15 protein-coding genes are annotated in these 14601 nt (G+C 46.7%); 12 read left to right on the forward strand and 3 right to left on the reverse strand.

Annotation, left to right across the window (positions count from 1 at the left end; genetic code table 11):
* Positions 1-22 precede the first annotated feature (22 nt).
* From mtgA to ACO0KY_RS02735, 3 genes are read left to right on the forward strand one after another with little or no spacing between them, the layout of a single operon-like run.
* Positions 23-718 carry a monofunctional biosynthetic peptidoglycan transglycosylase gene (gene mtgA, locus ACO0KY_RS02725; RefSeq protein ID WP_423043989.1) on the forward strand — a complete coding sequence of 232 codons (696 nt, stop codon included), beginning with the start codon at positions 23-25 and terminating at the stop codon, positions 716-718.
* Positions 715-1179, forward strand: coding sequence for a hypothetical protein (locus ACO0KY_RS02730; protein WP_423043991.1), 465 nt, complete (start codon positions 715-717; stop codon positions 1177-1179). The genes mtgA and ACO0KY_RS02730 overlap by 4 nt, the downstream gene beginning before the upstream one ends.
* Before the next feature lie 42 nt (positions 1180-1221).
* Positions 1222-1611 (forward strand): diguanylate cyclase, encoded by a 390-nt coding sequence (locus tag ACO0KY_RS02735; protein ID WP_423043993.1) that lies wholly within the window; start codon positions 1222-1224, stop codon positions 1609-1611.
* A gap of 21 nt (positions 1612-1632) precedes the next feature.
* Here ACO0KY_RS02735 and ACO0KY_RS02740 read toward each other — a convergent pair whose 3' ends face one another.
* Positions 1633-2406 (reverse strand): substrate-binding periplasmic protein, encoded by a 774-nt coding sequence (locus ACO0KY_RS02740; RefSeq protein WP_423043995.1) that lies wholly within the window; start codon positions 2404-2406, stop codon positions 1633-1635.
* 64 nt (positions 2407-2470) lie between these two features.
* On the reverse strand, positions 2471-2761 hold the full coding sequence (locus ACO0KY_RS02745) for a YbaK/EbsC family protein (RefSeq protein WP_423043997.1): 291 nt from the start codon (positions 2759-2761) through the stop codon (positions 2471-2473).
* Between the two features lie 152 nt (positions 2762-2913).
* On the opposite strand from ACO0KY_RS02745, the gene ACO0KY_RS02750 reads away from it, so the two are divergent.
* Entirely contained in the window at positions 2914-3714 is an 801-nt protein-coding gene (locus tag ACO0KY_RS02750) for a glutamate racemase (protein WP_423043999.1), read from the forward strand.
* A 95-nt stretch (positions 3715-3809) separates the two neighbouring features.
* Here the strand turns inward: ACO0KY_RS02750 and recG are convergent, their stop codons facing one another.
* A complete protein-coding gene (gene recG / locus ACO0KY_RS02755; protein ID WP_423044001.1) occupies positions 3810-5954 on the reverse strand; it encodes an ATP-dependent DNA helicase RecG in 2145 nt (714 codons plus the stop codon).
* 206 nt (positions 5955-6160) lie between these two features.
* Between recG and queA the strand changes: the two genes are divergently transcribed.
* The 8 genes from queA to ACO0KY_RS02795 all read left to right on the forward strand — a co-directional run bounded on the left by queA (position 6161) and on the right by ACO0KY_RS02795 (position 14557).
* Positions 6161-7219: a tRNA preQ1(34) S-adenosylmethionine ribosyltransferase-isomerase QueA gene (gene queA / locus ACO0KY_RS02760; RefSeq protein WP_423044003.1), complete on the forward strand. Its 1059-nt coding sequence runs from the start codon at positions 6161-6163 to the stop codon at positions 7217-7219.
* A gap of 63 nt (positions 7220-7282) precedes the next feature.
* Complete coding sequence (gene tgt, locus ACO0KY_RS02765; RefSeq protein WP_423023414.1) at positions 7283-8416, forward strand: tRNA guanosine(34) transglycosylase Tgt; 1134 nt, start codon at positions 7283-7285, stop codon at positions 8414-8416.
* Positions 8417-8653: 237 nt separating this feature from the next.
* A complete protein-coding gene (locus tag ACO0KY_RS02770) occupies positions 8654-10177 on the forward strand; it encodes a flavin monoamine oxidase family protein (RefSeq protein WP_423044005.1) in 1524 nt (507 codons plus the stop codon).
* Positions 10178-10427: 250 nt separating this feature from the next.
* The gene (gene yajC, locus ACO0KY_RS02775; RefSeq protein ID WP_186910999.1) at positions 10428-10763 is read left to right on the forward strand and encodes a preprotein translocase subunit YajC; all 336 of its coding nucleotides are present in this window, start codon (positions 10428-10430) and stop codon (positions 10761-10763) included.
* Between the two features lie 76 nt (positions 10764-10839).
* Positions 10840-12741, forward strand: coding sequence for a protein translocase subunit SecD (gene secD, locus ACO0KY_RS02780; RefSeq protein WP_423044007.1), 1902 nt, complete (start codon positions 10840-10842; stop codon positions 12739-12741).
* Between the two features lie 27 nt (positions 12742-12768).
* Positions 12769-13707 carry a protein translocase subunit SecF gene (gene secF / locus ACO0KY_RS02785; RefSeq protein WP_423044009.1) on the forward strand — a complete coding sequence of 313 codons (939 nt, stop codon included), beginning with the start codon at positions 12769-12771 and terminating at the stop codon, positions 13705-13707.
* Positions 13708-13787: 80 nt separating this feature from the next.
* Positions 13788-14045, forward strand: coding sequence for a hypothetical protein (locus tag ACO0KY_RS02790; protein ID WP_423044011.1), 258 nt, complete (start codon positions 13788-13790; stop codon positions 14043-14045).
* A gap of 119 nt (positions 14046-14164) precedes the next feature.
* Entirely contained in the window at positions 14165-14557 is a 393-nt protein-coding gene (locus tag ACO0KY_RS02795) for a VOC family protein (RefSeq protein WP_186910995.1), read from the forward strand.
* Positions 14558-14601 lie beyond the last annotated feature (44 nt).

Below are 14601 nucleotides of genomic sequence, written 5' to 3' on the forward strand. Positions count from 1 at the left end.
GCTTGAAGTCTTTATTTAAATTATGAAAATCTTTCGTCGTCTTGTTTTTTGGCTAGTCGGAGTGCCGCTGTTATTGGTGCTGTTATTGCAGGCCTATTTTTTTCTGCAGATCGCCTGGTGGGTGAATTTCAATCCATCGTCGACGAGCTTTATGCGCCATCAGCTCAGCGTCTTGCAAGAAAAAAATCCAGATGCGAAATTGCAGCATCAATGGGTTCCTTACAATCGTATTTCTAATAATCTGAAGCGCGCCGTCATTGCTTCTGAGGATGACAGCTTTGTTGATCACGAAGGTGTTGATTGGGAAGCGATGCAAAAGGCTTATGAGAAAAATCAAAAGAAGGGTAAGGTCGTTTCAGGTGGTTCTACCATCACGCAACAACTGGCTAAAAATTTGTTTTTGTCTGGCGAGCGCAGCTATTTGCGTAAAGGGCAGGAGCTCATCATTACCTACATGCTGGAATCGTGTATGAGTAAAGAAAGAATTTTAGAGATTTACTTGAATTCGGTAGAATGGGGGGTGGGTGTATTTGGTGCAGAAGCTGCGTCGCAGCATTATTACCATATTAGTGCTTCGGCCCTAAGTGTTGCACAAGCTGCACGCTTGGCCGTGATGTTACCGAAACCCCGTTACTTCGATAAAAACCAAGGCTCTGGCTACCTGCAAAGACGCACAGAGGTTATTGTTAAACGTATGAACAACGCAGAACTTCCATGAATTTACACCGTCAACGTGGTATCAGTTTAATTTGGGTATCTGTATTTTTTATGACTTTGGCAGCCGCCGGTATGACCTTGCTATATACGGTACGCTACGGTCATTTGCCGTTTCAGGAAGTCTGGACACGCTGGGGAAAATCGGCAAATGTCATCGGCAATGAATTACAGAAAGCATCCGGGGTTAAAGAATTAAATTTACCAGGTCAAGAGAGCAGTGGAGTGCGCGCACCAGTGACCGTTGAATCTGGCGTACGTCGTTGTATGATTAACGGTAAAACCGTTTTCTCTGATACTGAATGCACCGATCAAAATTCAACGACTAAACACCTTAAACTCAACGATACTCAGGGTTTTGTTCATCCTAAGCCAGCGAACACTGACGATCAGGCAGCCAGTGGAAGTGAACAGGAAATGCGTTTTAAGATGATCGACAAAGCGATCAACAGGGCCGATCACTGATACACCATAACATCGTCATAAAACAGGAAGTATGAGGTTAGCATGTCAGCGATGTCATTGAGTCACTATAATTTGCGTGCAGATCGCGAAAACATAGCTCTGCTCAAAGATTTTTATTGTGAATTTGTAGGACTTAAAGTGGGGCCGCGTGCTGCCCTCAATAGTTATGGATTTTGGCTGTATGCCGGTAATCAGGCAGTTTTACATTTGTCTGAGATACGTCATGGCGAGCAACGGCAATCTGAATTAAAAACTAGTTTTGATCACGTTGCATTTAATTGTTTAGACAGTCAGGCGATGCAAGAGAAGTTGCATCAGGCTGGCATCGTTTATCGACTTGCAGAAATCCCCGCATCCGAGGATTTTCCGACTCAACAGCAAATTTTTTTCAATGATCCGTTAGGAAATGGCATAGAGCTAAACTTCGTTTAAGTTGCAATATACGGGCTAAAACTATTTTTCTTTTAAATAGACTGCGCGCGCATCCTTAAACGCTTTGCTCTTACGTACCTTCGCACCTGCTTCCCAAATTGTTTGTACAAGTGAAGCATTCGTATTATAAAAAGAGGTATTAAATAAGAGAAATTGCTCTGCCACTTTGACAGGTTCAGCTTCTTTTACCATAATTTTTTCTAAATCGGGATTCAGTGTAAGCAGTCTTTGTGCTTCGTAATTTTGTAATACGATGACTTCCAAAGAATGAGATTTGAGAACCGCGACCAGATCTTCGCTGGTTGGCAAATAAGTGACTTGATAGCCAAGTTCTTCCAGATCTTTGCCTGCGCTATAACCGAGTTGTACGCCAACGCTTTGCTTACTCAAATTTTCAAAGCGGTGGTTTTGCCACCGTATCGCGCTATCAAATCGACGATAAATGAGAAAGCTATCCGTAAACAGACTCAATTCCTTATTGAGCCCTCCCTTGGAATCGACTGGATAGCTACCCCACTTAGCACGATCTTTATTGAAACTGGCTGCGATTACTGCATGAATACGCCCCTCTTTTACCTCATTCTGACAACGCTTCCAAGGTAGACGTATTAGCTCAAACTGCATATCCACCTCTTTTTCTATCATATGAATTTCCGAAATGACTAAGCCTTCATTGGTTCCGGTAATCCAGGGGTAGACCGAGTCGTCTTCGTAGCAGAATTTGAGATTGACGCCTTCAGCGTGAGCGTGCGAAAAAAACATGCCGAGAAGTAACAACACAATAATTCGTGACATAGCAAGTTCTCCGCAAAACGAGAATTTTCATTTTAGGCAGAAAATTATTAAATGAAAATGTTTTTTAGATCGCCAGCCAATTCTGATTGGTCTTTGCAGATACGGCAAGTGTGATTTTTATGCAGGGTATTGCTTGCGCTAGCTTTTTAGAATCCAGTTTTCTATCGCCCGGCAAAACCGCAAGGACCAGGATGTTCTCATCTTCTTTGGCGCGACAGAGCATGGCTTTGGCCCCTTGTCCTACTTCCGTTCCACGCACGGCGGCAACTTTTTCACTATTGCCTTCGGAGGCGTGATGAATTTCTCTGAAGCGGGCATTGTTGGTTATCAGCAAAGATTTTAGTTTTTCAAACATCTTCATTCCTTTTATACTTTGATAAAATTTTTTGCACATGCATTGAAATTTTGACTTTCAGATTCATTGTACAAAGCACGGCAAAAGCTGTCAGGTCAGTGTGTCGGATCCCGCTACTGATCTTTTAGATTAATTTTAGGTGTTACTCAATAATGAAACTTCATCGCCCTATAGGTGTTTTTGATGCGGGTATCGGTAGCTACGCTATCGTAGAAAGAGTCCGTCGTCGCTTCCCATCTCAAGATATTGTCTATTTTGCTGATCGGGCTAGTTTTCCGTATGGCACAAAGACACCGCAACAATTACTGCAATCTGTACGAGCCGCGACAGAATATTTGCAACGTCAAGGCTGTGAAGCCGTAGTGTTAGCATCAAACGCGCCGAGCATCGTTGTTCTTGATGACTTGCGCAAGGCGGTCTCTGTACCCGTTATTGGTGTATTTCCTCCGGTGCGTGAAGCCTTGGAAAAATCTGTTTCTAAACACGTAGCGATTTTGGGTGTGCAATCCATGGTAACCAGCGCGGCGATGCAAGCTTACGTCGCAAGGAACACATCGCAACATGACAGCGTGGTTTTGAGCAATGCATCGTCATTAGTTGATCTGGTAGAGAATTTTGATTTTCTTAATAATCCGGAATTCACACAAAAAACTGTGAGTGATTTTATTACGCAACTACTTAGCCAATATCCGACATTGGATGTGATGACAATGTCTTCCACGCATCTTCCGTGGTTGAAATCTTTTTTCGAAACTGCGGCACAGCAGGTGACTTTTCTTGATCCTGCGGATACTGTATTGGCACAATTGGAACCATATGTTTCAGAAGGTGATGGCGTCACGCAATGTCTGGCGACGGCGACAGAGAAATTGAGTTTGTCGGCATTTAATGATGCGCTGGCTTCGTTGCAAACATCTTTGACTGCGACTTTAGTTGAAACCTTGGTTTTGTAGGGCGGCTACAATCCGCTAGTTGTGATGTTTACGCGATTCCGTGTGGGTTGCAATCGCCTTGGGGAATTGTGAAGATTTATACTTTTGATGTAGGGTTAAACCCGCAAAAACTCTTCGCGATTTCCCAGCCAACGTTCCAGATGTGCAGCGACCGTTACCGGATCGTTTTTCAATAAATCATCGGCCAAATTACGTGCTTTTTCTACCAACCATTGATCGGTTTCAAGATTCGCGAAACGTAACATGGCTTCACCAGATTGCCGCGCACCGAGGAATTCACCAGGGCCGCGTAGCTCCAAATCTTTACGCGCGATTTCAAAGCCATCATTACTTTCACGCATGGTTGCAAGCCGTTGTTTTGCAGTGCCACCGAGCGGGCCTTGATACAGCAGCAGGCAGACGCTGGCAGCTGCGCCGCGACCTACACGACCACGTAATTGATGCAACTGCGACAGACCAAAGCGTTCCGCGTGTTCAATCACCATCAGACTCGCATTGGGTACGTCAACGCCCACCTCAATCACCGTGGTTGCGACCAACACTTGACTGCGATTGTGAATAAAATCATCCATAACCTGCTGTTTTTCTGCCGGCTTTAAGCGACCATGTACCAACCCTACGTTGATGCCCGGTAGCGCGGTGGCAAGCATCAAGCGGGTGTCGGTGGCGGTTTGTAATTGCAAGGTTTCAGATTCTTCGATCAGCGGGCACACCCAATACACTTGCTTGCCTTCCTGGGCGGCTGCGTGCACACGAGCGATGACTTCATCGCGACGATTCTGATCAATCACACGCGTAACGATCGGTGTACGACCGGGCGGCAGCTCGTCAATCACAGAGACTTCCAGATCAGCAAAATAGGTCATCGCCAGCGTGCGAGGAATTGGTGTGGCTGACATCATCAGTTGATGCGGGACTTTGCCTTGCTCAGCTTTGTTCGCCAGATTTAAACGTTGGCTGACACCAAAACGATGCTGCTCGTCGACGATCACTAATCCCAATTTTTTAAACTGCACCGTATCTTGAATCAGCGCATGGGTGCCGATGACCAGTTGCGCTTCGCCAGAACTGATTAAGGCATTGGCGGCGTCTTTTTCTTTTTTCTTCAGACTACCAGTCAGCCATGCAGTCTTGACGCCCAAAGGTTCTAGCCAGGCGGCGATTTTGCGGAAATGTTGTTCCGCCAAAATCTCGGTCGGTGCCATGAGCGCAGCCTGATAGCCATTATCTATCGCTTGTGCTGCAGCGAGCGCAGCGACGATGGTTTTACCGCTACCGACATCGCCTTGTAATAAGCGTTGCATAGGATAACTGGCACGCAAATCATGCCGAATTTCAGCTAGCACTTTTTCTTGGGCGCCCGTTAGTGAAAACGGCAAATTGAGTAAGAATGCATTGCTCAGTTCACCGACCACCGGTAAGGCATTCGCACCTTTGCTACGGCGTGTGATTTGCGCGCGCTTGAGCGATAATTGTTGCGCCAATAATTCGTCAAATTTGACGCGTTGCCAGGCTGGATGTTCGTGTTCTATGAGGCTGTATTGATCGATGTCTGGCGGCGGGTTGTGCAGTATGCGCACGCTTTCTTCGATGCCTGGCAATCCCAGTGCCGCCAATCGTGCTGGTGATAAGGTGTCGCGCCAATGCATGCGGCTTAGGGCGTTGGCAATGGCTTTGCGCAATAGTGCTTGGGGTACGCCCTCGCCGGAAGGATACACCGGCGTTAATGCCGTCGCTAATGGCGCTCCCTCATTGACGATTTTGTACGTCGGATGCACCATTTCTGCACCGAAGAAACCATGCTTTAATTCGCCCCGTGCGCGGACACGCACACCGACTGCCAATTGTTTGAGTTGACTGCCGTAAAAATTTAAAAAACGCAGCACTATTTGGCCGCTATCATCAGAAATGGTAACAACTAGTTGTCGACGCGGGCGATATTGCACATCCGATTCGGTAACGACACCTTCAACTTGTGCTGTGCTGCCACCACGCAATGAGGCATCGTGCATGCTGGTGATGCTGGTTTCATCCTCATAGCGCATTGGCAGATGCAAGGCAAAATCCATGTCTTTACGCAAGCCTAATTTTGCTAGTTTGTCACTGGCTTTGACGGTGCTACTGGCTGCAGGCTTTTTTACGGCTTTTTTTGCTGAGGATCGACCATTGCTTTGCGTATCATCTGATTTATTGATGATTTCAGGGGCTGCGGCGATGGGATTTGGGGCTTCAGCTGCCATGGGTGTAAAATGGTGGGTTTGGCTGTTCGCGTCGTTTAAAAAATTTGGCTGATTTTTTGTTTCTATAATGGGGACAGTGGCAGAGTTACTGCGTTTCTTTTCTTATATTCGCAAAAGCATAGCATACCGCAAACTATTCTACTGATTTTTTATACAGTGTCCAGCATTTTGTTTTCACCTTTTTGACCTTTTTTGGTTTTCCGAGCATGAAATATACTCTTAGTGACTTTGATTTTGATTTGCCAGAAGCCTTGATCGCGCAAATACCTTTGCCAGACCGAACTGCTTCACGCTTATTGCATGTCGACCATGAGCAACTCGTAGACCGTCATTTTTCTGATTTAATCGAGCAATTGAATGCCGGTGATGTCCTGGTGTTTAATGATACGCGGGTTCTCAAAGCACGATTTTTTGGTGTGAAAGAATCCGGCGGCAAAGTACAGATGTTGGTCGAACGTGTTTTGTCCAATACAGAAGAAAATCGCAGTGTTCTGGTTCAGATGCGTGCCTCCAAAGCGCCTTTGCCGGGTAGTAAAATTCGTCTGGCAGATGCGTTTGATGTTGTCGTAGGTGAGCGTGAAGGTGAGTTTTTTACGCTGTTTTTCCCGTCGGATATTTTCGATTTGCTAGAACAGTACGGACGTCTGCCGTTGCCACCGTATATCGAGCATGATGCTGACGAGTTTGACGAGCAGCGTTATCAAACCGTGTATAACCGCGTACCGGGTGCTGTCGCAGCGCCAACCGCTGGTTTGCACTTTGATCAAAACTTGTTGCAAGCTTGTCAGGCTAAAGGTGTGCAGCTTGCTTATGTGACTTTGCACGTCGGTGCTGGTACTTTTCAGCCCGTGCGTGTAGAAAACCTGAACGAACACGTCATGCACAGCGAGTGGTACACAGTGCCGCAAGAAACTGTGGATGCTGTTCGCGCCGCCAAGGCCCGCGGTGGGAAGGTCGTTGCGGTTGGTACAACCAGTATGCGGGCGCTGGAGTCAGCATCGCAATCGGGTCAGTTAGAAGCCGGTAGTGATGACACCCAATTGTTTATTACACCAGGTTATGTATTTAAAACTGTGGATCGTTTAATCACGAATTTCCACTTACCAAAATCAACGTTGATGATGCTGGTATCGGCGTTTGCAGGTTACGATAGCATCAAGGCTGCTTATGCTCATGCAATTGCACAACAATACCGTTTCTTCAGTTATGGCGACGCAATGTTACTGAACAACACCTCAGGTGATCAAGCTGCAGCGAACGAATAAGTCGGATTAGAAAAAACGAATCATTTAGCGTGCCCACGACATAGTAGGGCACAAGGAAAGAATATGCTGGAATTTACACTGATTAAAAAAGACAAAACCACCGCAGCTCGTCGTGGTCGCGTCAAAGTCAATCATGGTGAAATCGAAACGCCGATTTTTATGCCAGTGGGTACGTATGGCTCGGTCAAAGCGATGTCACCCTTGGAATTAAAAGAGATTGATGCGCATATTATTCTCGGCAATACCTTCCATCTATGGTTGCGTCCTGGTCTGAGTGTGCTCAACAAATTCGGCGGCCTGCATGATTTCATGGGCTGGGATAAGCCTATTCTCACGGATTCGGGTGGATTTCAGGTATTTTCGCTGGGAGCCATGCGCAAGATTACCGAAGAAGGCGTGAAATTTTCTTCACCGATCAGTGGCGAACGTTTGTTTTTGTCGCCAGAAATTTCGATGCAAATTCAACGCGCTTTGAATTCTGACATCGTCATGCAGTTTGACGAATGCACACCGTATGAAATCGATGGCCGTCCGGCGACGACAGAAGAAGCGGGCAAATCCATGCGCATGTCTTTGCGTTGGGCCAAGCGTTCGATTGATGAATTTAATGCGAATGAAAATCCGAATGCCTTGTTCGGTATCGTGCAAGGTGGCATGTTTGAAAACCTGCGCGATGAATCGCTAGCGGGTTTGAATGAATTAGGCTTCCATGGGATTGCCATTGGCGGTTTGTCGGTGGGTGAGCCAAAAGAAGACATGATGCGCATTCTGGCGCATACCGGCCCTAAATTGCCAGAAAACAAGCCGCATTACCTGATGGGCGTTGGTACACCAGAAGATCTGGTCGCAGGCGTGGCGAATGGTATCGACATGTTCGATTGCGTGATGCCAACTCGCAATGCGCGTAATGGTTGGATCTTTACTCGTTTTGGCGATGTGAAAATCAAAAATGCGCGTTACAAAGAAGATAAAGAACCTTTGGATGCGACTTGCGAATGCTACACCTGCAAAAATTTTTCACGTGCGTATTTGCATCATTTACACCGTACTGGCGAAATCCTGGGTGCGCGTTTGAACACGATACACAATTTGCATTACTACCTGGATTTGATGAAAAACATTCGTAAAGCGCTGGACGATGAGCGTTTCCCGGAATTTGTGCAGCAATTCCATGCTGATCGTGGTCGGGGTATATAAATTTACCTGAAGATTCAAAGCATCAAATTGAATTGATGCAGTCCAAAAAGGGTCGCGCTGCGGCCCTTTTTTACGTTTGTCATAACGATATGAGTTTTTCAAATATAGTCGGTGATTCACGGCTTTTTGCCGCTCTCCGAGGGTAAAATCGCGTCTGACAGATTTTCTGCATTGCTGATAGCTCTGTGGCTGAGATCAACGCTCGCCGCATAGACCTAAAAATAAAAAGGAGACAACATGAATTTTCATCCTGTGGTGATCGCGGGTGGCGGTATTGCCGGTTTGTATTGCGCCTGGCGGCTCGCTGAGTCCGGTCAGCAAGTGGTGGTGTTGGAAGGCTCTGCGGATCGTTGGGGTGGTCGCATCGAGACCGAAGACCTGGATGGCTTTACCGCTGAATGGGGCCCAATGCGCTTTGAACCGACGCTGCAACCACGCTTTGCTGGTTTATGCCGTGATCTGGGCGTGAAGCTGATTGATTTTAGTGGCCCGGTAGGGGAAGAGGTCAATGCTCCAACCTATGATTTGCCGGATGAAGAACTAGGACTCAATTCATTGCAATTGCTTAAACGCGGCATCATGTTAATCATGGGGCAATCACCCGATGATCAGGCCTGGATCGATAAGCAAACGGAAGCGGATTACCAGCGTATGCGCAAACACGCGCAGTTGAATGGCCAGCCTTTATGGAGTATGGGTTTCTGGAACGCGATGTCGGCACAAGGCGTGTTGTCGCATCTGGCGCTGACCAAATTGCGTGATACCGGCACCTTTTATCACATGCTGCCAGAAAATCTGAATGCAATTGAATGGATCATCTGGTGGTTGCGTGCCTTGAAAACGATAGGTCAGGAACTGGCAACGATTGATGGGGGCAGTGCCAAGTTGACCGATAGCATCATGGTCAAATTGCGCGCATCAAGTAATGTCACACTGGCTGGTGGCCATACCTTGAAAAGCTTCAAACAAGTGGCGATGGGGCAGCCGCGTCTGGAGCTGGAAATCAATACCAAAAATGGCGTGATCCAGTTACAAACTGACCGCCTGATTTTGGCGTTGCCGCGCTTGCCATTGGTTAAATTGGCATCTTCCTTGCCAGAGCACGTGGCGAGCCAGCTCGATTCCGTGAATGGCTTCCCGATGCTGAAGTTGTTCTTCGTCACCGATGCGCCGTGGTGGGATTATTCGCAAAAGCCGCAGCAGTATGCGAGCTGCTTGCCAACCCGAGAGATTCATTATTTCCGCCGCCCAGAGAATAAAGACAAAGACGGGCACGGCATGGTTTTGTTATACATGGATCGTCCTTCGACCGAGTTCTGGAAGCATTACGTGGTTGAGGGCGATAAGCACGATCGCGCAGAAATTGATCAAAATGCCAAAATCGTAGAAGCCTTCTCTTTGTTTGTCGCTCGCGATGTGAAACGCTTGATTGATATTAATCGTTCTGGTTTGAGCCTGACAGAGCAAGCACGGCACATGTTTGAAGAAAAGAGTCTGGAAGAAACCGCGGCGTTTATTAAAAACTCTGTGATTACCTATGGCATCCGCGATTGGGCACGTGCACCGTATGGCGCTGCCAATCACGGTTGGCAGCCAGGCGTACGTTCATGGAAGGTGATGGACGTATTTAAAGCCTTTGATTTTGGATCTGGGGCTAAAAACATTCATATTGTTGGTGAAGCGTATTCTGATTATCAGGGGTTTGTCGAAGGTGCATTGAACACGGCTGAGTTGGCGCTAGAAACAATGAACGTTGCCTGAAATTGACTGCAAATCTGGTACGGTTTTGCTATGGCAACGCCAAAAATCATCAAAAAAATGAATGAGATGATGAAGTTTTGCTAGCAAAACACAGTAAAGCGCACGAAAAAGCGGTATTTTTGCGTGCCAATGCTAGAATGTGGCGCTTTGCCAATTGAAAATTACCCATCTGTCACGATATATGGGTAATTGCAACGAAAGCGGCTTGTTTTGATGGGCTGCTGTCTCTTATAACGAATGGAGTCTTAACGTGTTTATTTCTAACGCTTACGCGCAGTCCGCAGGTGCTGGTGGTGTATTTGGTGGCGATGGTGGCTTGATGAGTTTCTTGCCATTGGTGTTGATGTTTGTGGTGTTGTACTTCTTGATGTTACGCCCACAAATGAAACGTCAGAAAGAACAAAAAGCCATGATGGATGCGTTGGCGAAGAATGATGAAGTCATCACTTCTGGCGGCATTCTGGGCAAAGTAGTCAAAGTGACTGAAGCCTACGTGACCTTGGAAGTGTCTGAAGGCACTGAAATCGTCGTGCAAAAAATTGCTGTGACGATGTTGTTGCCTAAAGGCACCATCAAAGCGATTTAATTAGCAAACACCGGCAACGCAGTCCATTAAGTCTTGGACTGCGTTGTGCTTTTTAGCTTCCACTTCTTTTTTTATTATGAATCGCTACCCACTCTGGAAGTATCTGTTGATTTTGATCGCGCTGGTTTTTGGCGGTTTATACACGGCCCCGAATTTTTTCGGCGAATCACCGGCCGTACAAATCAGTAGCGCGAAATCGACAGTTAAAATTGATAACAGTTTGTCAGACCGTGTTGAACAGGCCTTGCAACAGGCTGGTCTCAAAGACAACGGCATTTTTTATGATTTCAATGGTTTACAAGGAACAGTGCGCGCGCGTTTCGCGGATACTGATACCCAGTTTAAAGCCAAGGACGTGATTGAAAAGGCCCTGAATACAGACCCGACCGATCCTACTTATACGGTTGCTTTCAATCTGCTGTCGAATACACCAAAGTGGATGCAAAGCCTGAACGCTTTACCTATGTATCTGGGTCTGGATTTGCGCGGCGGTGTGCATTTCTTGATGCAAGTTGATACTAAAGCCGTGTTGAACAAACGTATACAAGGCTTGCAATCGAGTGTCCGCGCGATTTTGCGTGATAAAGAAATCCATCATGCTGGCATTAGCCGCGAAGGTGATGTGATCGGGATTAAATTCCGTGACGCTGAAACACGTACGGCAGCAAAGGCCGCTTTGGTAACGCAATTAACGGATGTGAATTTTGTTGACGTTGTGGGCACTGATGCGACTGAATTTAATCTGCAAGCGAGCTTGAAACCAGAGGCACTGAAAGCTGTTGTTACTGAAGGTGTGAAACAAAATATTTCTGCCTTGTCTAAGCGTGTTAACGAATTGGGCGTCGCAGAGCCGATTATTCAGCAACAAGGTCCAGATCGTATCGTTGTGCAATTGCCTGGTGTTCAGGATGTTGCTCGCGCCAAAGAAATTATTGGTCGTACTGCAACGTTGGAAGTGCGTTTGTTGGACGATAGTGTGATTGGTCCAGTGGATACCAACACGCCAGTGCCTTTTGGCGCTGAATTATTCAAATCTAACCGTGGCGAATGGTTGATTTTGAACAAAGACCCAGTAGCGACTGGTGATTACATTACTGGCGCTTCTGCGAGCTTCGATGAACGTCAACAACCAGCCGTGTCGGTAGATATGAACGGCGATGGTGGCCGCAAAATGCGCGAAGCTACCCGCAATCGCATCGGCAAACGTATGGCGATCGTGTTGTTTGAAAAAGGTAAAGGCGAAGTGTTAATCGCCCCAACCATCAATGCGGAGCTCGGTTCACGTTTTATTATTACTGGTATGGGTACAGCTTCAGCCTCGGCTGATCTGGCCTTGTTGTTGCGTGCAGGCTCGTTGGCCGCACCAATGGAAATCATCGAAGAGCGTACCATCGGACCTCAATTGGGTGTGGAAAACATCAAGCAAGGCCGCAATTCAACTTTGTATGGTTTCGCTGCAATCTCCATCTTCATGGTCGTGTATTACATGTTGTTCGGCGCATTCAGTGTTCTGGCATTGTCGGTCAACTTGTTATTGCTGGTCGCTACTTTGTCCCTGTTGCAAGCAACACTGACATTGCCTGGTATTGCCGCGATTGCTTTGGCTCTGGGTATGGCGATTGATGCCAACGTCTTGATTAACGAACGTATCCGTGAGGAATTACGTGGCGGAAAATCACCACAAAAAGCGATTGAAGAAGGTTTTGGACACGCATGGGCAACCATTCTTGATTCCAATGTGACTACTTTCATCGTTGGTCTGGCCTTGTTGATTTTTGGTTCCGGTCCGATCAAAGGGTTTGCTGTGGTGCATTGCCTGGGTATTCTGACGTCGATTTTCTCTTCCGTGTTCGTGTCGCGCGGTGTGGTGAATCTCTGGTACGGTCGCCAAAAGAAACTGACTTCGCTGTCTATCGGTCAGATCTGGAAACCAACTGGTGATACAGTCGATACAACTGACGTTACTAAACAATCGTAAGTCTAGATAAGAATTCAGGAATTCATTATGGAATTATTCCGCATTAAAAAAGACATTCCTTTCATGCGCCATGCGCTGATTTTCAATGTCATTTCTGCTTTAACGTTTGTTGCTGCCGTGTTTTTCTTGCTGCACAGAGGCTTGCATTTATCTGTCGAATTTACCGGCGGTACGGTAATGGAAGTATCGTACTCCAAAGCCGCTGACGTTGATTCTGTGCGTAAAACGGTAGAGTCCTTGGGTTTTGTTGATGTGCCGGTGCAAACCTTTGGTAAAGCACAGGACGTGGTGATTCGTTTGCCGTCACCGAAAGAAATTTCGGCAGACGATCAAGCGAAAAAAGTGTTCACTGCTTTGCAGGCCGCTGACCCAGATGTGAAGTTGCAACGTACGGAACAAGTTGGTTCACAAGTGGGTGACGAGTTAATGCACGATGGCCTGATGGCTCTGTTGTTTGTGGTCATTGGCGTTGTGATTTATCTGGCGATTCGTTTTGAATGGAAATTTGCGGTAGCAGCGATTTTCGCTAACTTGCATGACGTGGTCATCATTCTTGGTTTCTTCGCGTTTTTCCAGTGGGAATTTAACTTGTCGGTATTGGCAGCAGTGTTAGCGGTACTGGGCTACTCGGTCAATGAATCCGTGGTTATTTTCGATCGTATCCGCGAAAACTTCCGTAAGCAGCGCAAGATGACGGTCGAAGAAGTCATCGATAATGCCATCACTAGTACCATTTCACGTACAGTGATCACGCATGGCTGTACACAGATGATGGTGTTGTCGATGTTGTTGATCGGCGGCCCGACTTTGCACTACTTTGCTGTCGCATTGACGATTGGTATCTGCTTCGGTATTTACTCATCGGTATTCGTGGCGGCTGCGATTGCGATGTGGCTCGGTGTTAAACGTGAAGATTTGATCAAGCCAGTAAAAGAAAAAGACGAGACAGACGGCGCTGTCGTTTAATCGTTCATCAATTAGAAAAGCCAGCTTGCTGGCTTTTTTTATTTTAGGCTCTTTTGCTCGTTTGTAGAAGTTTGTGGCTCGTGAAGCCCGCCGTAGGTGTTGCCGTGTATAGCGTTTGGCAAACCCCACAAGGTATTAAACTGGGGAGCGCCTACCGTCAAGCTGCCGAATGGATACGAGGCCAAGAAACTTTTTCATGTTGTTATCATAGTAATATCAATCATTTAAATAGTACAAGTAGCGCCGCATACTTTGCGTTGTTGCAGCGCATTTATCCAAACGATGATGGTGAACCAGCGATGATGACTAGGATCACTGCGATGAATGGACTGGAATAGACACTTGCGTTTCAATGATGGATTCGATTTATCATCAGACGTACTTAGCCTGGGTCCAGTTGATTTTGTATTATCATTCAGCGATGTAAATCTAGGCGCAAAATCAATAAGGAGAAAACATGTTTAGTCACGTGATGCTAGGTTCAAATAATATCGAAAGCTCAAAATTATTTTACGATGCTGTGCTGGGAGTTCTGGGGGCCGGTGAGGGATTTCGCAATATTTCTCCGTCGGGTTACACCAGACTCTTCTATCGACACGATGGCAACAGTTTTGGCATTACTGAGCCTATCAATGGAGAGGTTGCAACGTTTGCCAATGGCGGCACAATAGGTTTCAAATGCACCTCGGCTGAACAGGTGCAAAAATTTCATGATACGGCGATTGCTCATGGTGGTCGAACCTGTGAAGACCCGCCAGGTCTGCGTGAGGGAAGCATGGGAGCAATGTATCTGGCCTATGTTCGAGATCCGGATGGGAATAAGTTATGTGCGGTTTATCGCGTTAAATAAAAAAATGGCCAGGTTTTCTGGCCATTTTTTTCGTCCTCTGCTGT

Origin of the sequence: Undibacterium sp. Dicai25W, from assembly GCF_049340505.1 — a bacterium.
GTDB classification, from domain to species: Bacteria; Pseudomonadota; Gammaproteobacteria; order Burkholderiales; family Burkholderiaceae_D; genus Undibacterium; species Undibacterium jejuense.

What these genes read in the sequence shown, in the direction of transcription:
- ACO0KY_RS02730 (WP_423043991.1), top strand. Translation starts at nt 715, where the DNA reads ATGAATTTACACCGTCAACGTGGTATCAGTTTAATTTGGGTATCTGTA.
- recG (WP_423044001.1), bottom strand. Translation starts at nt 5,954, where the DNA reads ATGGCAGCTGAAGCCCCAAATCCCATCGCCGCAGCCCCTGAAATCATC.
- ACO0KY_RS02795 (WP_186910995.1), top strand. Translation starts at nt 14,165, where the DNA reads ATGTTTAGTCACGTGATGCTAGGTTCAAATAATATCGAAAGCTCAAAA.
- ACO0KY_RS02740 (WP_423043995.1), bottom strand. Translation starts at nt 2,406, where the DNA reads ATGTCACGAATTATTGTGTTGTTACTTCTCGGCATGTTTTTTTCGCAC.
- ACO0KY_RS02745 (WP_423043997.1), bottom strand. Translation starts at nt 2,761, where the DNA reads ATGTTTGAAAAACTAAAATCTTTGCTGATAACCAACAATGCCCGCTTC.
- mtgA (WP_423043989.1), top strand. Translation starts at nt 23, where the DNA reads ATGAAAATCTTTCGTCGTCTTGTTTTTTGGCTAGTCGGAGTGCCGCTG.
- ACO0KY_RS02750 (WP_423043999.1), top strand. Translation starts at nt 2,914, where the DNA reads ATGAAACTTCATCGCCCTATAGGTGTTTTTGATGCGGGTATCGGTAGC.
- tgt (WP_423023414.1), top strand. Translation starts at nt 7,283, where the DNA reads ATGCTGGAATTTACACTGATTAAAAAAGACAAAACCACCGCAGCTCGT.
- queA (WP_423044003.1), top strand. Translation starts at nt 6,161, where the DNA reads ATGAAATATACTCTTAGTGACTTTGATTTTGATTTGCCAGAAGCCTTG.
- secD (WP_423044007.1), top strand. Translation starts at nt 10,840, where the DNA reads ATGAATCGCTACCCACTCTGGAAGTATCTGTTGATTTTGATCGCGCTG.
- ACO0KY_RS02770 (WP_423044005.1), top strand. Translation starts at nt 8,654, where the DNA reads ATGAATTTTCATCCTGTGGTGATCGCGGGTGGCGGTATTGCCGGTTTG.
- secF (WP_423044009.1), top strand. Translation starts at nt 12,769, where the DNA reads ATGGAATTATTCCGCATTAAAAAAGACATTCCTTTCATGCGCCATGCG.
- ACO0KY_RS02735 (WP_423043993.1), top strand. Translation starts at nt 1,222, where the DNA reads ATGTCAGCGATGTCATTGAGTCACTATAATTTGCGTGCAGATCGCGAA.